We start from the raw sequence: 25,452 nt of genomic DNA, 5'->3' as shown, positions 1-25,452 counted from the left end.
CTTTATAGGCAGAGGCAAATTACGCAACAGGCGCAGGACGAAGTTTACCTTCCATTGTCGCGCGAATTTCGTCGCGAATAGCATCAATAGGCGTAAGCCCTTCCGTTGAATGATAATGCCAATAGGTCCAGCCATTACAGCTCGGTGCATTTTGAACCCGTGCCCCGACTTGGTGAATTGAGCCTGAGAAATCACCAACAAGCAAAGAGCCATCTGGACGAACTTTGGCGCTGACGTGACCTGTTTTGTTGAACAAAAAAGATCCAGGGCTTAGGAAACCTTGCTCAATAACGCGGCCAAATGGAACGCGCGGCGCAGAGCGGCGGGACGCGGTCACTTCAATATTTTCGCCAGTCCCCTTTTTAATTTTATCAATACGTTTTTGGGCATGAAGGATATAGTCTTCTTCCATTTCAAAACCGATGAAATGCCGACCCAGTTTTTTAGCAACGGCGCCAGTCGTACCCGTTCCAAAAAATGGGTCCAACACGACATCACCCGGATTAGAGGTAGACAGGATAACACGGTGCAAAAGGCTCTCTGGCTTTTGCGTCGGGTGGGCCTTTGTTCCATCTGATTTCTTCAGACGCTCTTTGCCTGTACAAATGGGCAACACCCAATCATTACGCATTTGAACGCCATCATTCATCATTTTCATAGCGTCATAATTAAAGGTCGGCTTGGCATCTTCTGTCTTGGTCGCCCAAATTAGAGTCTCGGTTGCATTGCAAAAACGTGTGCCCCGAAAATTCGGCATAGGATTAGATTTACGCCAGATAATATCGTTTTGAATCCAAAACTGCTGATCTTGCAAAACAGTGCCGACACGGAAAATATTATGATAACTCCCAACCACCCATATTGAACCGTTCGGCTTCAAGACTCGGCGCGCGGCCTGTAGCCAGTTGTGACTGAACAGGTCATAAGCATCCATAGTGTCAAATTGATCCCAATCTTCTGTCACGCCGTTAACAACAGAATTATCTGGTCGAGACAAATCACCACCCAGTTGCAGGTTATAGGGCGGATCAGCAAAGATGAGATCGACGGATTCCTCTGGCAGAGCATTCATGCCTTCTATGCAATCGCCTTGCATAATACGGCCCAGCGGTAAGGGCGGCATATCAATCGAATCCAAATCCGAAACCAAACGCAAATGGGGATGCGGATTATCTGCAGTGGGGGCATTTGCCATAGTCAGTCTATTCTCTTTTTTTGGACAACGGATGAGGCTGTTTCATTGATTGGGAAGAGACATTTTCACTGATTCGGTAAACAGTGCGTAAACGATTGATTCATATAGTTATTTAAGATTTTGTTAGGAGCCATTACCAAGCAGTTAATATCCACAGGGTGAAGGCCCCACTTTTTCTATAAAACTATCGGATTTTGCGCCATTTTCGCTATAAAGAGCGTTTAAAGTAACATTCACAGCAAGCGACCCACGTCATGACATTAATAATCGACAAAAGGCCCATTAAAAATAAATCAGAAAATCCACCTAGCTTGCCAGAAAATTATACCCCGCACCCTTCATCGCAGAAATGGACGCGTGATGCGGTAGAAACCCTGTTTGCCCTCCCTTTTATGGATCTTATTTTAAAGGCGCAAAATATTCACCGAGAGCATCACGCGCCTAATGCGGTTCAGATGTCTCAATTACTCTCTATAAAAACCGGGGGCTGCGCAGAGGATTGCGGTTATTGCAATCAATCCGCACATTTCGACACAGGTTTGAAAGCAGAAAAACTCATCGGCATGAATCGTGTATTAGACGCCGCGCAAAAAGCCGCCGACGGAGGCGCAGGCCGCTTCTGTATGGGGGCCGCATGGCGAGAGCCAAAAGAACGCGACATGGACGCCCTTTGCGACATGGTCAGCCGCGTCAAATCTATGGGCCTAGAAACCTGTATGACCCTTGGCATGTTAAGCGGCGATCAAGCCAAACGCTTATCAGATGCGGGACTGGATTATTATAATCATAATATTGATACCTCTCCTGATGATTATGCTCGGGTTATCTCTACACGAACCTTCGAAGATCGCCTTCACACATTAAACATCGTCAGAGAGAGCGGCATGAAGGTTTGCTGCGGCGGCATTGTTGGCATGGGCGAAACCGCTGAAGATCATATTGGCCTTCTGATGGCACTGGCCAATTTGAACCCAGCACCGGAATCTGTACCGATTAATGCCCTTGTCCCCGTACCGGGCACGCCTCTGGGGGATAGTGACCCCGTTCACCCGATTGATTTCGCCCGTATCATCGCTGTCGCACGTATCATGATGCCTCAGAGCTATGTTCGCCTTTCCGCAGGTCGAGAGAAAATGACAGACGAAGCACAGGCGCTTTGTTTTCTCGCCGGCGCGAACTCTATTTTTGTGGGCGATACTTTGCTGACGACAGACAATCCTTCAGAAACGGATGACAGAGTGTTATTCAATCGCCTTGGCATTATCCCTGAGGGCACGACGCCATAGAGGCGACTCGATTAGACTTTATCTTCGGCGAACTCTTGCAATAAAGCCGCATAGCCTTTTTCATCTTTCCAATATGGCGTGATTTGTACCAAGGTCATGAACACGCCTTGATCGATTAAGGATTTAGGCGGCGACGTCCCATATCGTAAGTCATGATATTGTAGCCAAAACGTAAAGTGCTGTGCGATACGCCCGGCGAGAGCTTGCTTTTCCCCTTCGTCAAAATGCAAATGTCCGTCGCTGTGCAATTTGCTCAGCAAAGATAAAGCTGTGCGTTCTTTCAAGGCCAGAATATTCGCAAATTTTGTCCGTAATGTCGGTATACGCCCGACGAGTTCTGCCTGATTGCGATAGAAAAATCGGAAATCGAAAATCTCTTCAAAAATGATATAAAGGTAAACCCAATTATCCGCCATATTTAGGGGGGCATTTATTGGCGCGCTGAGGACTTGTCTAATTTCTTCTTCAAAGTCTTCAAATAGGGCAAGAATAATCTCATCCTTGCCTTTGTAATGATAATATAAATTGCCGGGGCTGATGCCTATAACAGAGGCGATATCAACAGAAGAAATATTACTTTCGCCCTCATTGTTAAAGAGCGCCAAAGAGGTGGCGAGTATTTTAGATTTCGTCGCGCTGCGCTCTGGCATAATCCGCCTTAAGCTTTTGGTTTCGGCGGGGCTTTAGGCTTTGGCGATGTCTTTTCCGTCGTCATCTTTTTAACTGGCTTTTTATTAGGGGCGGCCTTCTTTACAGCGGGTTTCGCGGTCTGGGTCTTTTGCAAAGCTTCAAGCTTTGCCTTTAAGGCCTCAACTTCTGATTCCAGCTCTGCAACACGGTTTCCTTTACCGACAACCCCGCCAGAGAGGCGTTCCCGCATAGATTTAATTCTGTCATTAATGTCAAAATCTTTTATGCCAGATTTATTGAGCATTTCCTTGCCCTTATACTCCACGACTTTTTCGAGCATTTCGCCCTTTTGGACAAGATCCTCAAAAACTTCGGATGACTTTCCGGTGATGTCATCCACAGCCCCCTTGGCTTCGGTCAGAGCGCGTCCATAGGCCCCAATACCCGCCAGCCAAATACGGCGCGCCGTATCATGGTTCTTTTTGTCACCTTTATCGTCTTTATTGGACATGGACAGTTTTCCTTAATGTATCAAAAGTGGCCTAAGGGGTCGCAAGCGGACTTCTCTCACCTTTGTGATTAAAGGATGCCGCAACAGACGGCAAGAGAATGGGGTCTCTGTGCGGCAGGGGCACTTCGGGCTCTCCAAAAAAGTCTCGAATTAATTCCACGGTTTCATCGCGGCGCGTCAGCAAGAACAAATGCCCTGCCCCTTCCATGATTTTCAATCGCGCATCCTTAAGTGCGTATTTCAATATATGGCCATTCCCAACAGGCACGATATGGTCATTATCCCCCATAATAATCAGTGTGCGCGCTTTAATTCTGCGTATAAAAGGCAAAGAGCTCCAACCCACCATGGCTGTCAGTTGATACACATATCCTTTTACAGAAGGTGGCACCATATTGATTGAAAAGTCTCTAACGCTATCATCGCCAGCGTCGCCATACAGAGTTTCAAAATTCTTCTTCAAGAAATCTTTATCCATATAACGCTTTGGCGACATCATTTTTGACAAAGCTTTTGGGTGACCGGGTATCATCGTGACACCTGTTGTCGTTGCACATAAAATAAGGTTTCGAACCATTTTCGAATATTGCCACGCAAATTGCTGTGCGGGGCCGCCGCCCCAACTGACGCCCAAGACGTCGACCTTTGTATAACGGTTTTCAAGCAAGATTTTTTTGGCGGCCGCAGCCACCCACCATGGGCGATAGGGAAATGTCGGGTCCGGAGAGCCCCCGACGCCAGGCATATCAAAGGTAATAATATCGCGTCCAGTAAACGTATCGGCAAAAGCTTGAGCAATCTCAAGATTTGCGCCTATCCCATTGAAAAACAATAAAGGTGTGCGTTTACCGCGTCCTTTATCTGATCCTTTCCAGATAGCCGTTCGTAATTTCTGATTTCCGATTTGCGAGAAAAATATCCGTGGTAGATTTGGATGGTAATCCGTCCCCACAGTATTTGGTCCTGATGTATTCGGCATATTTATCTTCCCGTAGCGCGCTAGGCGAAATCCCTCGCGAACGCTACACTCAATTCAATTGGAACCAGCAAAACGCTGTTTGTTCCTTTATGTTATATCTTTAAAAATATGGGTATTTCCCTCTATATTTAAAGGTACTCACAGCTAAAAAACTCAGTCTAAAGCCCCGTTTTTACTACAGTTTTCACCTTTAGGTAAATACATATTCACCAGGGGCTTGGCTTAAGGGCGGGTAAGCTTTGTTCCCTAAACTCTTGGGCGCGGCCTTCATTTCGCCTGAACGCACAGAAAGCCATTCGTTCCAACGAAGCCACCAACTTTCATTGACCGGCTTTGCTCCCTCTAGCCAACGGTCCGCACGCGGGGGGTGTTCGGCATTTGTGTAATACAATGCCTTGGGATTTCCGGGCGGATTTAATAGCGACTGCAAATGACCTGAATTAGACAGGATAAACTCTACCTCACCTCCGAATAAGCGAATATTTCGGTAACATGCTTTCCACGGCGTGATATGATCCGTAATGCCTGCAACCATGAAACAGTCCTGAGTGACCGCATTCAAGTCAATATTATTACCCATGAACTCGACCGTTTTATCAGGCCTGAAACGGCGGTCTTGGAAAATATCTAAATAATCAGAATGAAGCTGAGCCGGCAAATTCGTCCCGTCATTATTCCAATACAAAACATCAAATGGCGGCGGGCTTTCGCCTAATAAATAATTATTGACGACATAATTCCAAATTAAATCATTCGGACGCATCCAAGCAAAACTTCGTCCTAGCTCTCCGCCAGTCAAAATGCCTTTTTTTCGTGAGTGGCGGCGCGCGCCCTCAATTGCGGCATCCGTTACAAATAAACCAATTTCAGAATCTGATTTTTTACCATCTAACACACTTACCATCACGGTAGAGGCGTTAACGCGGTTATCACCTCGCGCGGCAAGCTCGCTAAGGAATAGCGCCATTGTGATACCGCCCGAGCAAGCCCCAGTTACATTCAATCGTGGACTTCGCGAAATTTTCAGAACAGCATCAGAGGCTTCGATTAACGCCGTGACATATTCTTCGAGGCCCCAATGCGCATGTTGACGTGTCGGGTTACGCCAAGAAATCGCAAAGACTTGATATCCTTGACTCGTCAAAAACCGCACCATGGATTTATCTGGTGTCAAATCTGTCGCGTAGAATTTGTTAATCTGAGGCGGGATAACCATTAGAGGCGTCTTGTAAACTTGCTCAGTTTTCGGCTGATACTGAATTATTTCAAGCATCTCTGTTTTGAACACCACGGCGCCTTTTGAATTGGCAAGATTTTCTCCGACCTTAAACGGGCGTCCATCCACTTGGCTGGGCATTCCTCCGTTGTTACGCAGATCATCGTAAGCATTTTGCAAGCCTTTGAATAAGGACGCGCCGCCCGTTTCAAAAAGCCGTTTCATGGCTGTCGGATTGCCTAGCAGCGTGTTTGTCGGGGCCAATGCATCGGTAATTAATCCGGTAACGAAACGCGCGCGCGTTTGATCAGCAGGATGCATACGGCTGTCTTCAATCCAACCATCGAGTTCACGCTTCATGGCTAACCAGCTTTGAAGCCCGCGCTTATACAGACCATTAGTAGCCCATGTTGTATCTTGGAAACGACGGTCACGCGGATGCGGCGCGAGTTCAGAACTACCTTTCACGATATCAAGCAGTTCGCCAGCATAATTCTTTATGTGCTTTGCCAGCGGCTTCGGTTGCTTCGCCGCATATCCCGCCATCATCCCAAGTGATTTTACAATTTCCGAGCGCCTAAACCCGACCAGAGAATTTACAGCCGTTGTTGATTGCGCGGCTTGCTTGCCAATTTTAGTTGGTTTTGTTGCCATGATAGTCCCCGTTCCTTATTTTTTTGATACCTTAAACCTGAAATCAGGGGCGTGACAATCAAACAATGGGATGAAGCGCTTGAAAATTCAATTACTCATAAAAAAAACGGTACGTCCAAAAGGGGGAAGACGCACCGTTTCATAAAGTCGATAAGTAAGAGAGAGAGAGAGCTTATGCGACCTTAGTATCTTCTGTTTTTTCAGTTGTCATTTTCACGGGTTTCGCCGCTGGTTTCTTTTTAGACAAAGCGGCGATTTTTTTATTCAACGCCGTAACTTCTGCTTCTAGCTCAGAAACACGATCATTTGCGCTTAAAGGCAAGATGTTTGAAGGGACGAAAGATTTAACTTTTTCAGATGTTTCTTCAAAAGTCTCTGTCGCTGTTTTTTGAGCTTCTTTTGCAATCTTAGTCGCTTTAACTTCGATCTCTTCGCCTTTTACAACAAGCGTTCCAAAAAATTCTTCGCCTTGTGTGCGGGCTTTATTCGCCGCTGTACGGACTTGTTCTGCACGGAATTTCGCCCGTTCAAATGCTGCGCCGTGAAGACCAATATAAGCCAAAGCCCCCTTACGAAGAAGAGCTGTTGCTTTTTCCACGCGAGTATCAACCGTAGCTTCTACTTTTTTCGCTGTCGTTTTCTTTGATGTTACTTTCTTAGTCGCCATCATTTTATTCCTTATTGAGCCTCAAACAAAGGAGGCGTTGTTTCCATAATCAGAAAATAAGAAATAAAATTAGAAAGCGCATCCTAATTTACTTTCGGGTGATTTACGGCTCTGCAAAGCCTCTTTGAAGCCGTTTTGTTAGGTAGATACAAAGACGGAGTTTAGGCGGTTCAATATTAAATCTCATCCATAGAGCCTCTCTCGCCCTTGCCAAATTTTTCGAACGCGTCTTATGTGATGATATAACCTCTGGCTGAATTCAAAGAACAACATAATATAAGGAGACACGATTGCTCTGTAAGACCGCCCTGACTCTGACCACCATTTTATTCACTTCAGTTCTATGGACTGGCCCCAGTCTCGCGCAAAGCTCACTTAGTCAATCAAGCCTTTTACATTTAGATAAATCTCGGAATGTCATTACTATGGCACCGCTTCTAAAAGACGTTATGGCCAGCGTCGTATCAATAAACACAATTGATAGCCAAGCCTCTGACGGAATTACCTCTTATGGCGGCATAGGCTCAGGCGTAATTATTGATGCAGATAAAGGCCTCATCATTACCAATGATCATGTGATTGCAGAGGCTCAAGACATCACCGTTATATTGAGTGACCGCCGTCAATATAATGGCGTGGTTTTGGGACAAGACCCCGAAACAGATCTCGCACTCTTACAAATTACGGCGGATGATTTATCGGCGCTTCCCTTCTCAAAAGACGATGATGTGCAAGTCGGCGATTATGTTATCGCGGTTGGCAACCCATTTGGCCTCTCATCAACCGTAACATCTGGGATTGTTTCCGCCATTGGGCGAGAGGGTGACAGCCGCACAAGCTATACAGACTTCATCCAAACCGACGCGTCTATCAACCCAGGAAATTCAGGCGGTGCATTAGTCAATTCCAATGGAGAGCTCATCGGCATAAACGCCGCCATTGTTTCGCGCACGGGTTCGGGCAGCGGCATCGGATTTGCGGTTCCATTATATATTGTACGCCACGTCGTGAAACAGCTTGAGACTTATGGCATTGTCGATCGCGGGACATTAGGCGTGATGATTACGGCCATACCTCATGATAGAACCGAAGACTTACAACTGACATCTCTCGAAGGTGCCTTGATTGCGGATATTATATCGGGCGGCGCCGCCGAAGCTATCGGCCTGCAAGTCAATGACGTTATCACTCATTTTGCAGGGCGCCCCATTAGAGATAGTTCTGATTTGCGCTACGCAGTTGGCCTTGTCCCACCTGGCGAGGAAACAAATATCCGTTATATAAGAGAGGGAAAATCCAGCGACCAAACCCTGACCGTAAAGCCTGTCCTCATTACTCAACCCGTCTCTTTGCCTCTTGTCACACGTGACACGCCCAGAGTTTAAATGACAATAATTGACGGATAAGAGTTAATCCCCATTCGGCCTATATTCATCTTGACTGTGCTAGTTTGAAACACGCTTAGAACAAGGACAGCTTATGATGATGCGTTCATTATTAATATCCAGCGGATTTCTTTTGATAGGTCTCGCTGTACCCGCGAGCGTATGGGCCCAACCCAAGACAGACACGGAAACCCCGCAAACCGCATCACAATTTGCAAAACCTGAACTGCCTAGCAAAGCTGATATTGAGGATATGCTCGAGTCTCTCCCTGATATGAATGCGATAATGAGCGACATGTTCGTAATTTTGAAAGACGAAGATTTACGCGAGGAAGTACAAAAATCCGCTGAAACATTTGCTGCGAAAATGAAAGAATCTGACGCCTTTGAAACAGGCCCTGACGGACTTCCTGACTTCAACAAAGCCTTGGCAGAACTCATGGGCAGTTTCGCTGATGAAGAGGGCCTCGGAGGCATGCTAGAGATAATGACTGAAGTCGCAGAAGAATTAAGCGAATCTACCGAGAAACATCTTACCAAGAAGAATTCGGAATCTGCCCCGTAAATTCTTGGGTAAATTCTTGGGTAAATTCCTGGCTTACAGTTTAAGCCCCATCACCTCTGCGACAGGCCGAAAGCTTCTACGATGAATTGGGCTGGCACCAATCTGTAGAAGCGCGGCTTTATGTGCTTTTGTTGGATATCCTTTATGCCCAGCCAAACCATATCCGGGAAAGCGGATATCGGCTTCTTTCATGATCTTATCCCGAGTCACTTTGGCCACGATAGACGCGGCGGCAATAGAGAGACTCCGTGCATCACCTTTAATAATCGCTTCAGCGTCACAAGGCATATCAGGCGGCAATCGATTCCCGTCGATTAAAGCCATATGCGGCGCAACAGGCAAATTTAATACGGCACGACGCATCGCTATCATACTGGCATGCAAAATATTTAATCGGTCTATCTCTTCAGGTTCAGCAACGCCAATTCCGATAAAAATAGTTTTGTCCTTAATGAGGTTATTCAGCAAGAGTTCACGTCGGATTTCGGATAAAGCCTTACTGTCATTCAGACCGTCCGGAATCGTTTTGGGGTTCAATATGACGGCAGCCGCAACCACGGGTCCTGCTAATGGCCCGCGTCCTGCCTCATCGACACCACAAACAGGGCCATTATATTGGCGCTCGAAACTAAAGTCCGGGGTGTTTGTCGGCATAGATGGCTCGCGATATGGCCCAATTCCTGCATGAATATGCAAGAAGCTGTGTTTTTCGTATAACGGGCCTTTTTAGGATGAAAAAGGTCTGATAAGGACTATTAAAGAATTGTTTAGGAGCAAACCATGACTAAATTACGTTTTGGCGCCGCCATATTGGGTCTCTCATTTGCCGTTGCGTCTTCTCTTTCAGCCTCAGCACAAATGTCTCAAGCTGAGATTGATGCCGAGTTAATGAACTCCCCATCAGAAGCGGGTGTTGTAAATTCAGAAGCAAGCTGTACGGCCGAAGGCGGTGACGTCATGGATTTGGCTGCGGGTAAAGTCTGTCTTATCGGTATTCGGGACGCCGCATCTCAGTCAAAATTTTATGACGGGAAAAATCTCGGTGTATTAAAGTGTTCAGGTAATGGCGCCTATGCCAATGAATTATTACAACCTTCAGGTGGATATTGCCGAATCTTCCTTGAGCAGAAAAAAGTTATGCCGTCACGCGAAGAAGTCGAAGCAGCGACACGCGCTTCTATGAAAGCTGAAGACCTAGAAGTCCCAGCGGCAGAAACAACAAATTAAGGCTATCAAGCTCTAAGTTCAAAACCTCATCTTCGGGTGAGGTTTTTTTATACCTAATCGACGACTTAACTATTAATTCTACAAGGTTAGCGACGCGGCGCTAAATCGCCTTCAGCGCCTTCTTGAAAACCGTCGGCAACCCCTTTCTTTGACTTGAGTCGGCCCAAAGGCCATTATGCCCAATCGAGATATCTTTCTCGTCAAATACGGCTCTATAAACAGCTAACCGCAAGTCAAAATGCGTAAAAACGTGCCTGACCTCGCCATTAACGGCCTGCCAATCCCCCTTAAATGGTGCATGGTTCATAGGGTCTGTTGGAAAACCTCCCTCTGCCCAATCCGTCCCCGGCAGGCCAAGCATTCCGCCCAACAAACCATTATCAGGGCGCGTTTCAAGCAATACTGCTTCTCCGCGTATCGCTATAAAAACAACACCGTAACGTATTGGCAAAGATTTTTTCGGGGCTTTTTTGGGATATTCTAGCTGTGTCTTTGCGGCGAAGGCGGAGCAATAGTCTTGCCACACACATTTACTACAATTGGGCGATCGAGGCGTGCAAATCATAGCCCCCAAATCCATTAGAGCCTGCCCATAATCCCCTGTTCTCTGAGGAGACGCTAATGCGCCTGCCATTTTCCGTATGTCTTTTCGACCTTTAGGGAGCGGCTCTTCAATTGTGAAAATGCGGCTGATAACCCGTTCAACATTCCCGTCGACAATATTAGTGGCTTCATCAAAACAAATCGCGGCCATCGTCGCCGCTGTATACGCGCCTATTCCAGGAAGCTTCAGAAGCTCTGCTTCTGAGTTTGGGAACTGCCCGTTATAGTCATCGCGGATAATCACCGCGCATTTATGTAAATTTCTTGCGCGCGCATAATAACCCAACCCCGCCCAAAGGCTCAGAACTGTTTCCCGTTCAGCATTTGCAAGATCTGTGACGGTTGGAAATTCATTCAAAAACTTATGCCAATAAGGCGTTCCATGCGCGACAGTCGTTTGCTGCAACATAATTTCAGACAACCAAATCGCATAAGGGTCTGCATTTTTGCCTGCCGCACGGTCTTCGGGTCGAATACGCCATGGCAAAGTGCGTCCCTCTGAATCATACCAGTGCAGTAATCTGGCCCGCATTTCATCGTAGTTAGACTCAAGATTTGGCTTCGTATCTTTCTTCGAATTAATCATTTGTGTGATGTGTCCACTTTACGAGCGCAGTGCAATAGGGGAAAAGACCGAATGCCGCTCTCTCGCAATGATACACTTAAAATTACGCATTGGCTGGAACACCAACGCGCCAAGCCGCAATATCGAACAGCGCCATCAGCCGGCTATGCAGTGTCAAAAGTTCTGCGTCCGCTTTCAAAAAAACATGGGGGTGGTTCGTCTGCCCTCGCATTGGGCCGTATCTGGCCCGAAATTGTTGGAGAACGATGGAGTAAAATCTCTACCCCAGTGCGTTTCACTTATGGTCGGCACGGCCGTACACTGGTCATTTCAGCGCCCGGCGCCGCCGCAGCTTTGATTATGGCCGCTAGCGGCCCCATCATTGACCGCTTAAACACACATTTGGGCCCAGATCACGTTAAGGCAATAAAGATGGTTCAAACCAAGATGCGAACAGATGGCGCTAAAATACAACAACAGCGTGGTTTAAGACCGACTGAAGCCGCCGCGCTTAAAGATGGACTCGATAAAATTGAAAGTCAGGCTTTAAAGACAGCCCTAGAGAAACTCGGGCGCGGCGTTCTTGGCCAAAATAAAAATTGAATTCTATTCTTACCAACGCAAAGATTGAAAAATGACACACATGACCCCGACATTCCCGCGGATATTACGTAATTTAACCCTCTCCACGGCTTTCTTGGCCTTCGGTCAAGTCGCCTGCGCCCAACAATCTCCCTTACCCGAAGATAAAGGGACATCAAACTCCGCAGAAACCGCTAGCACGGACGCCTCAGAAGTGTTGCAAACGCCAATGGTAGAATTCGCCATGACCGAAGCGCCTGACGACCATGTAATAGGATCGAACCTCGCCCCGATTACGGTCATTATGTATGCGTCTGTAACCTGTTCACATTGCGGTTCATGGTTTGAATCTGAATGGGATGCCGTCAAAAAAGACCTGATTGAAAGCGATAAAATTCGTTTCATCTTGCGCCCTATCCCAACTCAACCCCAAGAAATGTCAGTTCTAGGCTTTCTCCTGGCTGAATGCGCGCCTGAATCTGCCTATTTTGATACAATTGAATATCAGATGAAAAATCAAAAGAAGATGATTGACCTGGCAAGCCAAGGCAAAGGTAAAGACGCTTATGCCCCCGTTGCAGCTCTTGCAGGGTTAGAAGATGAAAACGCGATACGTGCCTGCCTACAAGACCCGAAAATGATGGAGCACCTCCAATTATCAGGTCAGCGCGGAACAGCGGCCCAAATCAAAGGCGTCCCCGCTTTTTACGTTAACGGCTCACCCTATAATGGCAAACAAGACGCCCATAGCCTGACAGAGCTTTTCAATGGAATGATTGAAAGCGGTGTCAGCCAATTGCCTGAAGTCGAACCGTATAATCCTCATGCTGGTCACGGTCACTAAAGTAAACCCAGACCTCGCTTACACCGCGCACGCCCAGCCTGTGGATATCTCGCCTTCGAAACGATTTTTGTAACGGCTTCGTGATAAAATGACGATTTCAGGACAGTCTTCCACAGTTTACTGCTGTTTTTACGCCTAACAACGCTTACTAACGGGGCGGCTATATTGCCACGCCCTCTAAAATTGCGAGACTTGCTCCATGACTTATTATCCTATGACTGATTCGTTTAAATCATCTGCCTTGCGCAAAACGCTGTTGAAAGGGCTTGTGACTACCGTCGCAGCATTTGGCCTTGTAGCCTGTGGTGGTGGCGAAACTGCCAGCACAACCGCAAACGGTGATACCTCTAAATATGAGCTGCCAAATGATCGCGGCATTGGTTCAAAGACAGCGCCGATTGTCCTCGTTGAATATGCGTCGGTTACCTGCCCGCATTGTTCCAATTGGACGAAATCCGTATATCCAGAGCTCAAAGAGAAATACATCGACACGGGCAAAGTGCGTTACGTCTTCCGCCCCTTCCCGACCCCACCTATCGCTTTTGCTGATGCGGGCCATATGATTGCCATGTGCGCAGGCGATGACAAGTTCATGAGCAACATCAAATACCAATTTGATAGACAAACTCAGATCCTTGGCATGGCACAACAAGGAAAAGGGCGTGATGCCTATTTGAATATTGCTAAGAACTCTGGGCTTGATGAGGAAGCTTTCGAAGCCTGCCTTGTCAATGAAGATATTCGCGCTGAATATGATGAATATATCCAAGGTGGTGTAGATCTTGGCATCAATAGTACACCAAGCTTCCTCATTAATGGTGAATTCACGAAACGCTCTCCCAGTGGCGCGCCGCTCTATACCTTAGAGTCCATGGAAGAAATCTTTTTGCCCCTTCTTGGCGAAGAACTTCCAGAGGCAGAATCTGAGGGCGAAAATTCAGCAGAAGAAACGACTGAGTAATACTCATGGGGTCTTTGGTCTTTAATCAGATTAAGCTGGCGGGATTTAAATCCTTTGTCGAGCCGACTGATTTCCACATAGAGCCGGGATTGACCGGCATTGTGGGGCCAAATGGCTGTGGCAAATCTAACCTTCTCGAAGCCATTCGTTGGGTTATGGGCGCCAATTCAGCCAAAGCAATGCGCGCGGCAGGGATGGATGACGTTATCTTTAACGGCACGAAAACCCGTCCCGGCCGCAACCAAGCCCATGTAACACTCACAATAGACAATAGCGCTCGTATTGCGCCGCCAGCCTTTAACGATGACGATATATTAGAAGTCATGCGCATTATTAAAAAAGGCGGGGGCTCAAAATATAAAATTAACGGCAAAACCGTTCGCGCCAAAGATGTGCAATTACTTTTCGCCGATGCGTCAACCGGGGCCAACTCCCCTGCGCTTGTCCGACAGGGCCAAATCTCAGAGCTAATCGCCGCAAAACCTTCAAACCGCCGCCGCATTCTCGAAGAAGCAGCGGGCATTTCAGGCTTGCACACACGCCGTCACGAGGCCGAGCTTCGTCTACGTGCGGCAGAAACAAATCTGAATCGATTGGACGATATTATCGGCCAAATAGAAGGACAGCTTTTATCCCTTCGTCGTCAATCCCGCCAAGCCACGCGCTATAAACGTCTGGCCGGAGAGATTAATGAATATAAAGCTCTGCTTTGGTTAAAACGCTGGATAAGCGCTATTGATACACTGGCCGCTGCGACAGAAAATTCAACAGAATGTGAAAACCGCGTTGCAGATACGGCGACCAAAGCCTCTGAGCTAACGCGCCGCGCCGCTGAGTTATCAGCCCTCTTAGAGCCTAAACGCGAAGAACAAATTATCGCCGCCGCTGTCTTGGGCCGTCTCAACGCCGCCAAAGAAGCCTTGGAATCTGACGAGGAAGCGGCAGGCGCAGAAATTAAAAAACTTGAATCTCAAATCAAAGACTTAGCCGCAGATCTTGAACGTGAAACAGGTATTGTGAATGACGCGAATGATGCCGAAGCTTTGTTAAAACTCGAGTTCCAGAAATTGTCGGCCGTTGCCGATACATCTGCTGCGCTCGACGCTGCGGCCGATGCGGCATCTGAAGCCATCAAGGCGCGGACATCGCTTGAGACCGATTATAATGAGCTTACCCGCCAAGCTGCAGACCAAAATGCACGGCGAGAATCAGCGGGCCGAGAGCTATCCCAAGCCCAAGACCGCCTTGACCGGGTTCTCCGAGAACGCGAAAATACACAAGACCGCCTCGCTGGAATGAGCCAAGACGGCGGTTCGTCTGGCAATCTATTTGCCGCCGGCGCAAGAGATGCATTGAATGCGCTCGAAGCAGCCCGTGATGAAGAGCAAAAACTTGCAAAAGCCCTCAGCGAAACCGAAGAGGCTGATCAAGTTGCGCGTGAAGACCTTGCAAAATCAAGACAAGTGCTTTCAGGGCTGAGCGGCGAAAAAACAGCGCTTGAACGCATGTTAGCTCGTGCCCAAGCGGGTACATTTGAACCCGCCTTGAACCAATGCAAAGCTGAACCTGGCTATGAACAGGCTCTCGCTGCAGCGCTTGGCGAAGATCTTGACGCTGCCATTGGCGGAACGGCAAATTTACGATGGGGCGGCGCCAAGCCGTCTGACCAAGCGCTGCCCGCACAGGCGAAACCGCTAAGCGATTATGTAAAAGCCCCGACGGAACTCACAGCGCGGCTCTCTCAGATTGGCGTTGTAGACGCGGGTGATATAGACTCGCTTCGGGCTGAACTTAAACCTGGCCAAAGGCTCGTCACTCTCGAAGGTCAAGTCAGCCGCTGGGATGGCTTTGAAATGGCCGCTGGCGCAGAGACATCTGCCGCTGTCAAATTGAAACAACAAAATCGCCTAGCGGAAATCACGCGCGAAATCACGTCTGCAGAAAATAAGGTTGAATCTAATCAAACTTTATTCGATGCGGCCCGAGAAAAACGAAATGCCGCGCAAGAGGCCGTTCGACTGGCTCGCCGCGCTTTACCCGATTTAGAACGCGCCGAACGCGCTGCGGGGGCCGCCCTCTCTCAATATGAAACAGATATTGCTCGCGCCACCGCAGAAAGAAAGTCTCTCGAAGATAGACTAGAGCGGCTTGATAGTGAAATCAAAGAACTCACAGCACAGCGCGATAGCGCAAAAACAAATTTTGATGGCTTGAATGAAGTCGAGGACTTTTCTGGTCAACAAGCGGCCCTTTCTGAGAAACTCACAGAGGCCCGAAATATTGCGGATGAAGCAAGCGCCGCCTATCGCAGCCTAAAGAACGAAACAGAAGCGCGTGCCTCTCGCCTTAAAGCCGTTGAAAAAGAACGTGCAGATTGGGCCAGACGTTCAGAAACCGCGAAAAAACGAGTCGAGCAATTACAGACCCGCGAAACGGCTGCAAAAACGACATTAAGCGCCGCGACGGATGGCCCCGATAAGTTTGCAGACAGACGAACCAAGTTGTTTTCAGAATTAAAAGCCGCCGAGGATCGCCGAACAGCAGCCTCTGATTCCCTTGCCATAGCGGAAACGGAATTGCGCGAGGCTGAAAATGCGGCCCGCGACGCTGAACAAGCGCATTCTGCGGCCCGCGAAGCACGCGCGGGGGCCGAGGCCCGCAAAGTTGCGGCGCAAGAACGCATTGCTGAAACCAAGGCTCGAATTAATGAAACGCTCTCTTGCGAACCTTCAGAACTCAATGAACACCTAGGTGACCTTTCACCTGAATCTAATCTGTCTGAAAACGATATTGAAAAGAAACTTGATCGCCTTTCAGTGGAGCGCGAAAAAATGGGCGGCGTAAATCTGCGCGCCGACGAAGAAGCCGTTGAACAAGAAGAACGCCTCACCGCGATGAATGATGAGCGCCAAGACCTCATTGCGGCTATTGCCCGTCTTCGCGAAGGCATAGACGAGCTGAACCAAGAAGGTCGCGAGCGTCTTTTGAAAGCCTTTGACGTGGTAAATAGTCACTTTGGTCGTCTCTTTACGACGCTGTTCGGCGGCGGCGAAGCCTCTCTCGCTCTCACAGAATCTGATGATCCACTCGAAGCTGGCCTCGAAGTCATGGCGCGTCCTCCGGGGAAATCGCTTAAAGCTATGTCACTTCTCTCTGGCGGGGAACAAGCTCTAACGGCAACAGCTCTAATTTTCGCGGTTTTCTTGTCCAACCCTGCGCCTGTTTGCGTGTTGGACGAAGTCGACGCTCCGCTCGATGACGCTAATGTGGCCCGCTATTGCGATTTGCTGGATGATATGAAACAGCACACGAATACGAAGTTTATTGCGATTACCCATAACCCCGTCACGATGAGCCGTATGGACCGCCTCTTTGGTGTCACAATGGCCGAACAAGGCGTCTCACAACTTCTGTCTATTCAGCTGAATGACGCCGAAAAATTGGTTGCGGCGGAGTAGCTTATAGCGTGCTCAATTTGGGCAGGGTTAACGTGTATGGACACGATTCAACTTAATCACCCCCGTGTCCCGACAGGAATATATTAGGAAACACCTCGCTTGATACTCATAATATGATGGCGAGGTCTTGTACCTAAGCCAATATAATCAAGGATAATCATGCCTTCAACTAAACCCGCTAAAAAGTCTGAAATGCTAGAAGTCCGCTTGTCTTATAAAGATAAGCAGGACTTGCAGAATAAGGCTAAAGCCGAGGGTTTATCCGTCAGTGAAGTTGTAAGACACCTGATCTCAGATTATTTAGCTCAGCCCAAATCTCGCGCTCTTTCTCAACGCATTATGGAGATAATTATGCGCGGCCACACAAAAACAAAATCAGCCATTGCTACAACCGGACTAATCATATTAGGGGCCTTAACCTTATCGCCCCTATCAAATGCAGAAGACATTAGCTTGAACCTTCAAGGCACCGCCATTCAGCCTGTGATGGAGAATGGAGAAAACGGGTTACGAACACGGCGCTTTGAAACTGAAATATTATTAGATAGCGGAAAAACTGTAAGCCTCGGTTTCGATGGTTCACACCTTCAAACCGAAAACATTTCCGATTTAACAAACGAAAATGTACCCGAAACACCCCATTCTGATGACTTGATAATCACTGTGTCGGCCAAAAACATTGATGACAAGGTTCAGATTGATATGAAAATCCTCATGATTACGCCAAACTCAGAAGGCCAAGCCACCAAGTTAGTCGCGAATCCAAAATTAACAGCAAATTTTGATGAAAAATCGACAATCGAATTAGAGCTCGAAGGCAATCAAGTCTTCAACCTTGTCGTCACACCGACAAAACTCTCAAAGTCAGAATAGTAATCACTTTTCCAATCAATTTTTAGCACAAGCTATGGCAATCACCCCTCTTTATAACAAAAGTTGGGGTGCAGCGCCTTTATTGCGCCTCCATGATTGCTAGGCTTTCTTGTTTACCAAGTCCCTTCACGTAGAGAATCGGCACTGCGTCATTTCGCCCTTAAAAATCTGGTATGAAAATATCGATTTTGTAGTTTTTTCAAGGGTTTAACTATGTACTAAGTGCTGTTGACTTCCACACCTTGCTTCGTTAGGTTCCGCGCGCTTTTGAGGGGTAGTTTTACACTGTATTTCAAAGGCAGATTTGACAATTAAGTCTGACCCGAACGGAATTGATATCGCTACTGAACGCCCTTCAGATCTTGATGCCTTAAATGCAAAGCTACAAGCTGCAAAAGCTCGTCGCCCTCAAGACAAAGCGCCTTCATCAAACGGTAACGCCCTCGGGATGGCTTGGCGGTTAAGTACAGAATTGATTGTGTCTGTTTTGGTTGGAACAGGTCTGGGCTATGGCCTTGATAAGTTCTTCGAAACGTCACCTTGGATTTTGTTAGTTGGGATGGGATTTGGTTTCGCCGCGGGTATAAAGGCCGTATTGCGGACAGCAGACAGAATGGATGCTGCCGACGCTAATATACCGCTTGGAACTGACCTTCCTGATGCGTTAGAGAATGAAGACGACCTATAACGGTCACTGAAATAAGGAGCGGTTCGTGGCAAACGACCCAATGCAACAGTTTGAGATCAAAAAGATCTTTGATTTGCCCGATATTGCCGGGCAAGACCTTGCGTTTACCAATGCCTCTTTGTGGATGGTTGTTGGTGGCCTTGCTATTATCGGTTTCTTTTTCCTAACACTTAAAGGCAAGCTTATACCAGGGCGTATGCAATCCCTTGGTGAACTCAGCTATGAATTTATTGCCAATATGGTGAAAGATACAACAGGCCCAGAAGCCATGAAGTTCTTCCCCTTTGTGTTCTGCCTATTCTTCTTTATTTTATTCGCCAATATTATTGGCATGAACCCTTACGCCTTTACGACTACGTCGCATTTGGCCGTAACAGTATTCCTCGCCTTTTTCACAATCGCTCTGGTTATCATTGCGGGTATTTGGAAAAATGGCTTTAAATGGTTCAAAATCTTTGCTCCAGCCGGACTTCCGCTCTTGATGTACCCAATCATTATTTTGATTGAGATTATCTCATTCCTCGCACGTCCGATTACGCTATCCGTTCGTTTGTTCGCCAATATGGTGGCAGGACACGTTATTTTGAAACTCTTCGCTATTTTCATCGCCTTCCTCATTGGCAAAGGCGGCATCTTAGCTGGTGCTGCTATCTTCCCAATCATTGGGACCATGGCGATTGTCGCGCTAGAGTTCTTGGTCGCTGGTTTGCAAGCCTTTGTGTTTGCCATCCTGACTTGTGTTTACTTAAACGACGTTTACCACGTCGATCATTAATCCCCGCATTCCATCATTCAAGGAGAACCATCATGGAAGCAGAAGCAGCAAAATACATCGGCGCAGGTCTTGCCGGTACAGCTCTAATCGGTGCCGGCGTCGGTATTGGTTCAATCTTCTCTAACTACCTAGCCGGTGCATTACGCAACCCATCAGCTGCCGCTGGCCAACGCACAAACCTTCTTCTTGGTTTTGCGCTTTGCGAAGCGACTGGCCTTTTCGGCTTCGTTCTTGCGATGATCATCTTGTTCGCTGCGTAATTTTACGCTTCGACTTATTTTTTACGGATTAGAGCTGCTCTCAGTGACTCTAATCCGATATTGACCGGAGACGACCCATGGCGGCCGAAACACACCACTCTGATGTTGCAGAACACGCTGCGTCTGGCGGATTGCCGCAATTCGATTTCTCGACTTGGGGAAACCAGATTTTCTGGCTTATTATCGTCTTTGGCATCCTTTATTTCGTTCTATCTAAGTTCATTTTGCCAAAATTGGCAGATGGAATTGTTGAACGTAAAGACCGAATCTCTGATGATTTGGATTCTGCATCGCGTATGCAAGCAGAAGCCGAGGAAGCTGAAAAAGCTTATCATCAAAAATTGAATGATGCGCGCGCCAAAGCCCATAATGTGGCCGAGGCGACGCGCCAGTCAATCAATGACGAACTCTCTTCAGAAATTGCTGCCGCTGATTTACAAGCCGCAAAAGAGGCTGAAGCGGCTGAAACGCGTATTGCGGGTCTTCGCGAAAAAGCTTTGGCAAATGTTGAAACAATTGCCTCTGAAACCGCTATTGAGATCGTCAAAGCTCTTACCAATAAAACAACAACCGCTGCGCAATTACGCGCTGCGATGAAATAGAAAGGCGCCCTCGTCATGTTGATTAACGCTGCTGTCGGAACGCCTTGGTATCTTGATTCCAAATTATGGGTCTTGGTTCCCCTCGTTCTATTTTTAGCCTTTGTCCTTCAAAAAGGGGCTCTAAAAGGCATCAATGAATCGCTCGATAAACGCGCTGAAGATATCAAAAACGAACTCGACGAAGCCCGTCGCCTTCGCGAAGAAGCACAAACGCTTCTTGCATCTTATATGCGCAAGCAAAAAGAAGCCGAAGAGCTCGCCGACTCTATTGTTAAACAAGCAAAACACGACGCTGAAGCCATGGCGACACAGGCGCGTAAAGACTTGTCAGAGCGTCTTGAACGCCGCGCGGCTCAAGCCGAAGCTAAAATTGCAACAGCCGAAGCTCAAGCCATGGCCGAAGTAAAAGCTAAAGCTGCTGACCTTGCATTAGAGGCGGCTGAAAGTGTTTTGAAAACGAGCTTAAAGCCTGCTGACCATGCCAGCCTCATCAAAGATGGCATTGCGCAAATGGGTAAAGTTTTAAACTAAAGCGATCTCATAACATCGAATTAAAAACCGCTCTGTTTAGGGCGGTTTTTTTATGTTCTTTTCTCACTCTTTGTTATCTGCGCCGGCTCTTTTCTACCGTATAATCCCTCCAAACGCCGAATATATGCCGCCTAATATAGGGTGTCCAAAGGACAGGCTTTGGCCTCGAAATTAAAAATCTCTGGTGCAGAGCCCTCTATAGACCTATTCATAAAGCCGCCTATTGCGAACCAATCAGGGAGGGGCTTAATCCGTACTTATGCTAACCAGACCTCAAGCCCCCCTCCACGCCCCATCAACTCAGCCCAACAGACTATTGCAATTGGTTGAAACAGCGCCATTTCGATATGCAGTAGCTTTCATTTTTGGGGCCTTTATCACCCTGCTAATATTCTTAATCATGACAGCATTAATCCGCACGCACTACATAGAGCGTTCAGAGGCGCGGCTAGACGTGATAAAGCCATCAATTGAAAAGGCCACCCAATTGGAAATAGAGCCAACAGTTCTTGAAAAAATGATGGATGAAACGCAAAAATTAAAAAACCCCATTGTGCCGCCACCCGCCATAGCCACAAAACTTTCAATCGATAGCCAAGAGCCTCCACGTCGATTAGATGTCGAAACCCAATTCAATCACCACTTTAACCCTCCTCAACGCCCTGAAATTGACATCACTATTCCAGACCTATCCGCGAAACCCGGGGCGAGGAAAGCCTATGCGACGGGGCCCAACGGCGCCTCTGGTCAAGGAAAGGATAGAGGCGACAGAGATGGTACCCGCAAATGCACAATTATTTTCACTGTCGGGGCAACCCCTGACAAAATTGCGGATCTGAAATGGATAGAATGTATGACAGGGTCTATTGCCAACTCCGCTGAAACCGCGCTTTATCAATGGGTTACAAGCGGCGCTGCAGACTATCACAATCTTAAACCTGAAATGGGTGATGAAATCGAGTTCACATATAAACTCTAGCGCGCTCTAGACCTTTGCTGGATAAATAGACAACAGGTTAAAAAGAGAATGGGGAGAATGACATGTCATTAATGACGAAAAGAACAGTGCTAACAGGGTTAGCGAGCCTAGGAGGATTATCACTGGCTGGCTGCAAGCCTACGCCCCCATCAGTCACAACCTCTTCCCTTTCACTACCCAATCTTGCGAAACATGCGGTACCTATCTCAGTGGCGGAGCGCAAAGCCCGTATTGAGAAAGCACAAAAACTTATGCAAGAGCGCGGTATAGGCGCGCTCATAGTCGAGGCCGGCTCTTCACTTGTTTACTTTACGGGCGTGCGCTGGTGGCGTTCCGAACGCTTTACCGGCGCCGTAATCACCGCTGATGGTGGGTTTTCTATTATCACGCCTTTTTTCGAAGAGCCTTCTATCCGTGAAAGCATGACATTTGGCGACGATGTTCGCACATGGCACGAAGACGAAAGCCCATTCAAACGCATTATTGATTACTTAAAAGAGAATAAGGCCCTCGACAAACCTGTCGCTATCGAAGAGACAACTCGAAATTTCATTACCACAGGTCTGAAAACCGAAAACGCTAGTGTGAAGCTAGTGTCTGGGCAGCCGATAACGCGTGGTTGTCGCATGTATAAATCCGCGGCTGAATTGTCGCTGATGCAAACGGCAAACGATATTACCCTAGCCGCCTATCGTCATATTTACCCCAAAGTCGAGGTCGGAATGACCCGCCATGATATTTCCAAGATGATGAGCGAAGCAACAGTGGCTCTTGGCGGCACCGTACAGTTTTCAATGGCGCTTATCGGCCCGTCCAGTGCCTATCCACATGGCAGCGGCGTAGAATATACCGTCAAAGAAGGCGAAATCATCCTAATGGATTGCGGCGCCAGTGTGCATGATTATGAATCTGATATTTCACGAACATGGGTGATGGGCGACCCCACCAAAGAACAAAGACATGTTTGGGACACCGTCAAACGCGGACAAGAACTAGCCCTTGAAACCGCTGTGCTGGGTACAGAGGCGGGCCGTGTCGATAGCGCTGTGCGGGATTATTACACGGCTCAAGGATTTGGCCCTGATTATGCGGCGCCGGGACTGACGCACCGCTTAGGTCACGGTATTGGCATGGATGGGCATGAACCCGTTAATTTCGTACGCGGCGAGACGACTCCCCTCGCCCCTGGCATGTGCTTTTCAAATGAGCCCGGCTTATACCTCCCAGAAAAATTCGGAGTTCGCCTCGAGGACTGTCTTTACATGAGCGCCAAAGGCCCAGTCCTCTTCTCTCCTTTATCCAAATCTATCGATGATCCATTTGGTGTCTAAAGAGGCGGCGTTTTCAAGCCCTCATCGAGATTTAAGACTCTGCCTAGGGCCCCTGCCGTAAAGCCTTGTAAAATAAGCGAGGCCACAACGATGACGAAGACAATATTGAAAAAGAGAGGCGTAACAGGCCCGGGCGTTATCACAGGGTAAATTGCGAGCAATATTGGCACTGCGCCACGCAAGCCCACCCAGCTTAGGAAGGTCAGCTCTCTTATATTGAATTTCATTGCGCCAAGACTGGTAAATACAGCAATGGGCCGCGCCACAAATGTTAAAATCAGCGCGCAGATTATAGCTGGCATTATGGCGCTTGGTAACTCGCTTGGCGTAACAAGCAGACCCAATATCAAGAACAACATGATTTGACTGACCCATTGCATACCTTCACTGAAATTCGCAATGCGCTCAAGTGGGACTTTCAATCCATTTCGGACGGCAATGCCCGCCATATAGATAGCGAGAAAGCCCGACCCCCCGACCATGCCTGTGACAGAAAAGATAAATAGCGCCCCAAATATGGCCAGAACAGGATAGGTGCCCACAGGCATGGGTAATCGGTTTAACAACTCGACGAGCCATCGTCCCCCGACAATGCCACCGATGATGCCAAAACCAAATTGCGAGGCAATCAATTTCCCATACCCCAACCATTCATGCGGATTAGATTGCAAGGTAGTCCCGACTATGACGGTCAAGATAATCGTTAAACAAATTCCAGCAGGGTCATTGAAACCCGATTCCAGCAAAAGCGTATTTTTAACTCTGTCAGGTATGTTTAAACCGCCTTGCTGTATCAACATAAAGGTCGCGGCCGCATCTGTGGGCGCCACAACCGCGCCTAATAGAAGCGCGATCATCAATGGCATATCAAGGACTAAATAAGCGCCGACACCCACTACAGCGGCGGTAATGATGACGCCGGGGAAAGCCAGTATTAACGCCGGCACTCCAGAGGATTTGAAGACGCCCTTATCGGTTTCGACCCCGCCTGCGAATAGAATAAAGGCAAGAGCTACGCTGCCAAGATCAAAAGCAAGTTGAAAATTATCAAATTGGATTCCGCCAAACCCATCTTCACCGGCCATCATGCCAACTGCCAAGATAACGAGTAAAAGGGGCGTGCCAGATTTTCGCGCCAATGGAAAAAGCGCAAGGCTGATTAAAATAGCCAAACTAATTAATGCGATTAGAGGGTACATAGTAACTTCATTTCATACATCCTCCCCAAGCACCAAGGTCTATTTTGTTATTCTGCGCAAATAATCAAGCCTCATCCAATATCCACCGCAAGTGACACAAAAACAACTAGCCACAGCGCGAATAAGATTCCGTCAACCAGGCGCGAACCTGATCATCAAATTGCTCGACTGTCTCTAAACGGATTCGATGGCTACACATGGCGTTATAGCCTTCGAGGCGCCCTTCTATGGGTTCCCCTGTCAAGGCGAGGCCCAGGTCAATTCGAGATTTGGTCGCGGGCGTAATCAAAGCAAATTGCTTTTTTCTGCGTAAGCTGACGCCTGCTTTCTTGGGCGAAACTTCGACATCCTCACCCAGCGTTTCCGCGAAAGCCATGATTGTGTCATAGATAGGTTTCAATCCCGCCTTTACGCCCGAATATTGCACAGCCACAAGGTCAATAGGTTCCCCTTTATCACGGGCTTTCGTCGAAATCAGATTCGCATAACCATGTGTTAAACCATGTTCTTTCTTTAGAAAGTTCATGATTTTCACGTGTTTCTTCAGGCCCTCTTTCTCCACTAGCGCCAACCAGTCTGCCAAAGTTTTCCCTGTTTTTTCAGGAATATTAGAGAGCATAGTCTCTAAATGTTGTTCGGGTGATGCCATGCTAGTCTCCTGATTTTTCTTTTTATAGAGTGAAACCCCAATAAGTTATATATGTGATTTTATGGCGCATGCGAAATCTCACCTTCCCACAAAAATTTGTAAAACATGCGAACGGCCCTTCACATGGCGCAAGAAGTGGGAACGAAACTGGGATGAAGTGCGTTATTGTTCCGTGCGATGTAAAACACAGAGCAAAAGACTCACCGACTAGCCTTCATGGACTAGTCTTCATGCAAT

At 47.7% G+C, this 25,452-nt stretch carries 27 protein-coding genes; 17 read left to right on the top strand and 10 right to left on the bottom strand.

Annotated features, from left to right (window positions below; translation table 11 throughout):
• Positions 1-19: 19 nt before the first annotated feature.
• Positions 20-1,123: a site-specific DNA-methyltransferase gene (locus DES40_RS01470; RefSeq protein WP_121100326.1), complete on the bottom strand. Its 1,104-nt coding sequence runs from the start codon at positions 1,121-1,123 to the stop codon at positions 20-22.
• A 326-nt stretch (positions 1,124-1,449) separates the two neighbouring features.
• On the opposite strand from DES40_RS01470, the gene bioB reads away from it, so the two are divergent.
• Positions 1,450-2,481, top strand: coding sequence for a biotin synthase BioB (gene bioB / locus DES40_RS01465; RefSeq protein WP_121098801.1), 1,032 nt, complete (start codon positions 1,450-1,452; stop codon positions 2,479-2,481).
• A gap of 11 nt (positions 2,482-2,492) precedes the next feature.
• Here bioB and DES40_RS01460 read toward each other — a convergent pair whose 3' ends face one another.
• The 5 genes from DES40_RS01460 to DES40_RS01440 all read right to left on the bottom strand — a co-directional run bounded on the left by DES40_RS01460 (position 2,493) and on the right by DES40_RS01440 (position 7,141).
• Entirely contained in the window at positions 2,493-3,131 is a 639-nt protein-coding gene (locus DES40_RS01460; RefSeq protein WP_121098800.1) for a TetR/AcrR family transcriptional regulator, read from the bottom strand.
• 8 nt (positions 3,132-3,139) lie between these two features.
• Positions 3,140-3,622, bottom strand: coding sequence for a phasin family protein (locus DES40_RS01455; protein WP_121098799.1), 483 nt, complete (start codon positions 3,620-3,622; stop codon positions 3,140-3,142).
• 31 nt (positions 3,623-3,653) lie between these two features.
• A complete protein-coding gene (locus tag DES40_RS01450; RefSeq protein ID WP_121098798.1) occupies positions 3,654-4,601 on the bottom strand; it encodes an alpha/beta fold hydrolase in 948 nt (315 codons plus the stop codon).
• A gap of 190 nt (positions 4,602-4,791) precedes the next feature.
• Positions 4,792-6,471 carry an alpha/beta fold hydrolase gene (locus DES40_RS01445; RefSeq protein ID WP_121098797.1) on the bottom strand — a complete coding sequence of 560 codons (1,680 nt, stop codon included), beginning with the start codon at positions 6,469-6,471 and terminating at the stop codon, positions 4,792-4,794.
• Positions 6,472-6,643: 172 nt separating this feature from the next.
• Positions 6,644-7,141, bottom strand: a complete 498-nt coding sequence (locus DES40_RS01440; RefSeq protein WP_121098796.1) for a hypothetical protein — start codon at positions 7,139-7,141, stop codon at positions 6,644-6,646.
• 422 nt (positions 7,142-7,563) lie between these two features.
• Here DES40_RS01440 and DES40_RS01435 point away from each other — a divergent pair, with 422 nt between their 5' ends.
• Both DES40_RS01435 and DES40_RS01430 read left to right on the top strand, forming a co-directional pair.
• The gene (locus tag DES40_RS01435; protein WP_147405821.1) at positions 7,564-8,523 is read left to right on the top strand and encodes a S1C family serine protease; all 960 of its coding nucleotides are present in this window, start codon (positions 7,564-7,566) and stop codon (positions 8,521-8,523) included.
• A gap of 94 nt (positions 8,524-8,617) precedes the next feature.
• Positions 8,618-9,088 carry a hypothetical protein gene (locus tag DES40_RS01430; protein WP_121098794.1) on the top strand — a complete coding sequence of 157 codons (471 nt, stop codon included), beginning with the start codon at positions 8,618-8,620 and terminating at the stop codon, positions 9,086-9,088.
• 33 nt (positions 9,089-9,121) lie between these two features.
• Here the strand turns inward: DES40_RS01430 and rnhB are convergent, their stop codons facing one another.
• A complete protein-coding gene (rnhB, locus tag DES40_RS01425; RefSeq protein WP_121098793.1) occupies positions 9,122-9,742 on the bottom strand; it encodes a ribonuclease HII in 621 nt (206 codons plus the stop codon).
• Between the two features lie 126 nt (positions 9,743-9,868).
• Between rnhB and DES40_RS01420 the strand changes: the two genes are divergently transcribed.
• Entirely contained in the window at positions 9,869-10,315 is a 447-nt protein-coding gene (locus DES40_RS01420) for a hypothetical protein (protein ID WP_121098792.1), read from the top strand.
• A gap of 100 nt (positions 10,316-10,415) precedes the next feature.
• Here the strand turns inward: DES40_RS01420 and mutY are convergent, their stop codons facing one another.
• Positions 10,416-11,504 carry an A/G-specific adenine glycosylase gene (mutY, locus tag DES40_RS01415; RefSeq protein WP_170144832.1) on the bottom strand — a complete coding sequence of 363 codons (1,089 nt, stop codon included), beginning with the start codon at positions 11,502-11,504 and terminating at the stop codon, positions 10,416-10,418.
• Between the two features lie 51 nt (positions 11,505-11,555).
• On the opposite strand from mutY, the gene DES40_RS01410 reads away from it, so the two are divergent.
• The 12 genes from DES40_RS01410 (at position 11,556) to DES40_RS01355 (ending at position 23,367) form a co-directional block, all read left to right on the top strand.
• Positions 11,556-12,086, top strand: a complete 531-nt coding sequence (locus DES40_RS01410) for a DUF721 domain-containing protein (protein ID WP_121098791.1) — start codon at positions 11,556-11,558, stop codon at positions 12,084-12,086.
• A 31-nt stretch (positions 12,087-12,117) separates the two neighbouring features.
• Positions 12,118-12,909 (top strand): thioredoxin domain-containing protein, encoded by a 792-nt coding sequence (locus tag DES40_RS01405; RefSeq protein ID WP_121098790.1) that lies wholly within the window; start codon positions 12,118-12,120, stop codon positions 12,907-12,909.
• Between the two features lie 199 nt (positions 12,910-13,108).
• Positions 13,109-13,870: a DsbA family protein gene (locus DES40_RS01400; RefSeq protein WP_121098789.1), complete on the top strand. Its 762-nt coding sequence runs from the start codon at positions 13,109-13,111 to the stop codon at positions 13,868-13,870.
• 5 nt (positions 13,871-13,875) lie between these two features.
• On the top strand, positions 13,876-17,328 hold the full coding sequence (gene smc / locus DES40_RS01395; protein ID WP_233345342.1) for a chromosome segregation protein SMC: 3,453 nt from the start codon (positions 13,876-13,878) through the stop codon (positions 17,326-17,328).
• Positions 17,329-17,487: 159 nt separating this feature from the next.
• Complete coding sequence (locus tag DES40_RS01390; protein ID WP_121098788.1) at positions 17,488-18,201, top strand: plasmid mobilization protein; 714 nt, start codon at positions 17,488-17,490, stop codon at positions 18,199-18,201.
• A 304-nt stretch (positions 18,202-18,505) separates the two neighbouring features.
• Positions 18,506-18,889 (top strand): AtpZ/AtpI family protein, encoded by a 384-nt coding sequence (locus DES40_RS01385; protein ID WP_121098787.1) that lies wholly within the window; start codon positions 18,506-18,508, stop codon positions 18,887-18,889.
• Positions 18,890-18,914: 25 nt separating this feature from the next.
• Positions 18,915-19,664: a F0F1 ATP synthase subunit A gene (locus tag DES40_RS01380; RefSeq protein WP_170144831.1), complete on the top strand. Its 750-nt coding sequence runs from the start codon at positions 18,915-18,917 to the stop codon at positions 19,662-19,664.
• Between the two features lie 32 nt (positions 19,665-19,696).
• Positions 19,697-19,924 (top strand): F0F1 ATP synthase subunit C, encoded by a 228-nt coding sequence (locus tag DES40_RS01375; protein WP_121098785.1) that lies wholly within the window; start codon positions 19,697-19,699, stop codon positions 19,922-19,924.
• Positions 19,925-20,001: 77 nt separating this feature from the next.
• Positions 20,002-20,526 (top strand): F0F1 ATP synthase subunit B family protein, encoded by a 525-nt coding sequence (locus DES40_RS01370; RefSeq protein WP_121098784.1) that lies wholly within the window; start codon positions 20,002-20,004, stop codon positions 20,524-20,526.
• Positions 20,527-20,541: 15 nt separating this feature from the next.
• Complete coding sequence (locus DES40_RS01365; protein WP_121098783.1) at positions 20,542-21,057, top strand: F0F1 ATP synthase subunit B family protein; 516 nt, start codon at positions 20,542-20,544, stop codon at positions 21,055-21,057.
• 259 nt (positions 21,058-21,316) lie between these two features.
• Positions 21,317-22,036, top strand: coding sequence for a hypothetical protein (locus tag DES40_RS01360; RefSeq protein WP_147405820.1), 720 nt, complete (start codon positions 21,317-21,319; stop codon positions 22,034-22,036).
• A gap of 62 nt (positions 22,037-22,098) precedes the next feature.
• Entirely contained in the window at positions 22,099-23,367 is a 1,269-nt protein-coding gene (locus DES40_RS01355) for a M24 family metallopeptidase (protein WP_233345340.1), read from the top strand.
• Here DES40_RS01355 and DES40_RS01350 read toward each other — a convergent pair.
• The gene (locus DES40_RS01350; RefSeq protein ID WP_121098781.1) at positions 23,364-24,566 is read right to left on the bottom strand and encodes a potassium/proton antiporter; all 1,203 of its coding nucleotides are present in this window, start codon (positions 24,564-24,566) and stop codon (positions 23,364-23,366) included. The two genes, DES40_RS01355 and DES40_RS01350, sit on opposite strands and share 4 nt — an antisense overlap.
• Before the next feature lie 106 nt (positions 24,567-24,672).
• Positions 24,673-25,215 (bottom strand): DUF4287 domain-containing protein, encoded by a 543-nt coding sequence (locus tag DES40_RS01345; RefSeq protein WP_121098780.1) that lies wholly within the window; start codon positions 25,213-25,215, stop codon positions 24,673-24,675.
• A gap of 61 nt (positions 25,216-25,276) precedes the next feature.
• On the opposite strand from DES40_RS01345, the gene DES40_RS01340 reads away from it, so the two are divergent.
• The gene (locus DES40_RS01340; protein WP_121098779.1) at positions 25,277-25,426 is read left to right on the top strand and encodes a DUF2256 domain-containing protein; all 150 of its coding nucleotides are present in this window, start codon (positions 25,277-25,279) and stop codon (positions 25,424-25,426) included.
• Positions 25,427-25,452 lie beyond the last annotated feature (26 nt).

It is taken from the genome of Litorimonas taeanensis, assembly GCF_003634015.1.
Classification (GTDB): domain Bacteria; phylum Pseudomonadota; class Alphaproteobacteria; order Caulobacterales; family Maricaulaceae; genus Litorimonas; species Litorimonas taeanensis.
Note: the sequence above shows the minus strand (reverse complement) of the source record. Positions and strands in the feature narration are given on the sequence as shown.

Bases quoted from the DNA above. Each gene is read 5' to 3' on its own strand.
- DES40_RS01470 (WP_121100326.1), bottom strand. From the start codon at position 1,123: ATGCCGCCCTTACCGCTGGGCCGTATTATGCAAGGCGATTGCATAGAA.
- bioB (WP_121098801.1), top strand. From the start codon at position 1,450: ATGACATTAATAATCGACAAAAGGCCCATTAAAAATAAATCAGAAAAT.
- DES40_RS01460 (WP_121098800.1), bottom strand. From the start codon at position 3,131: ATGCCAGAGCGCAGCGCGACGAAATCTAAAATACTCGCCACCTCTTTG.
- DES40_RS01455 (WP_121098799.1), bottom strand. From the start codon at position 3,622: ATGTCCAATAAAGACGATAAAGGTGACAAAAAGAACCATGATACGGCG.
- DES40_RS01450 (WP_121098798.1), bottom strand. From the start codon at position 4,601: ATGCCGAATACATCAGGACCAAATACTGTGGGGACGGATTACCATCCA.
- DES40_RS01445 (WP_121098797.1), bottom strand. From the start codon at position 6,471: ATGGCAACAAAACCAACTAAAATTGGCAAGCAAGCCGCGCAATCAACA.
- DES40_RS01440 (WP_121098796.1), bottom strand. From the start codon at position 7,141: ATGATGGCGACTAAGAAAGTAACATCAAAGAAAACGACAGCGAAAAAA.
- DES40_RS01435 (WP_147405821.1), top strand. From the start codon at position 7,564: ATGGCACCGCTTCTAAAAGACGTTATGGCCAGCGTCGTATCAATAAAC.
- DES40_RS01430 (WP_121098794.1), top strand. From the start codon at position 8,618: ATGATGATGCGTTCATTATTAATATCCAGCGGATTTCTTTTGATAGGT.
- rnhB (WP_121098793.1), bottom strand. From the start codon at position 9,742: ATGCCGACAAACACCCCGGACTTTAGTTTCGAGCGCCAATATAATGGC.
- DES40_RS01420 (WP_121098792.1), top strand. From the start codon at position 9,869: ATGACTAAATTACGTTTTGGCGCCGCCATATTGGGTCTCTCATTTGCC.
- mutY (WP_170144832.1), bottom strand. From the start codon at position 11,504: ATGATTAATTCGAAGAAAGATACGAAGCCAAATCTTGAGTCTAACTAC.
- DES40_RS01410 (WP_121098791.1), top strand. From the start codon at position 11,556: ATGCCGCTCTCTCGCAATGATACACTTAAAATTACGCATTGGCTGGAA.
- DES40_RS01405 (WP_121098790.1), top strand. From the start codon at position 12,118: ATGACACACATGACCCCGACATTCCCGCGGATATTACGTAATTTAACC.
- DES40_RS01400 (WP_121098789.1), top strand. From the start codon at position 13,109: ATGACTTATTATCCTATGACTGATTCGTTTAAATCATCTGCCTTGCGC.
- smc (WP_233345342.1), top strand. From the start codon at position 13,876: ATGGGGTCTTTGGTCTTTAATCAGATTAAGCTGGCGGGATTTAAATCC.
- DES40_RS01390 (WP_121098788.1), top strand. From the start codon at position 17,488: ATGCCTTCAACTAAACCCGCTAAAAAGTCTGAAATGCTAGAAGTCCGC.
- DES40_RS01375 (WP_121098785.1), top strand. From the start codon at position 19,697: ATGGAAGCAGAAGCAGCAAAATACATCGGCGCAGGTCTTGCCGGTACA.
- DES40_RS01370 (WP_121098784.1), top strand. From the start codon at position 20,002: ATGGCGGCCGAAACACACCACTCTGATGTTGCAGAACACGCTGCGTCT.
- DES40_RS01365 (WP_121098783.1), top strand. From the start codon at position 20,542: ATGTTGATTAACGCTGCTGTCGGAACGCCTTGGTATCTTGATTCCAAA.
- DES40_RS01360 (WP_147405820.1), top strand. From the start codon at position 21,317: ATGCTAACCAGACCTCAAGCCCCCCTCCACGCCCCATCAACTCAGCCC.
- DES40_RS01355 (WP_233345340.1), top strand. From the start codon at position 22,099: ATGTCATTAATGACGAAAAGAACAGTGCTAACAGGGTTAGCGAGCCTA.
- DES40_RS01350 (WP_121098781.1), bottom strand. From the start codon at position 24,566: ATGTACCCTCTAATCGCATTAATTAGTTTGGCTATTTTAATCAGCCTT.
- DES40_RS01345 (WP_121098780.1), bottom strand. From the start codon at position 25,215: ATGGCATCACCCGAACAACATTTAGAGACTATGCTCTCTAATATTCCT.
- DES40_RS01340 (WP_121098779.1), top strand. From the start codon at position 25,277: ATGGCGCATGCGAAATCTCACCTTCCCACAAAAATTTGTAAAACATGC.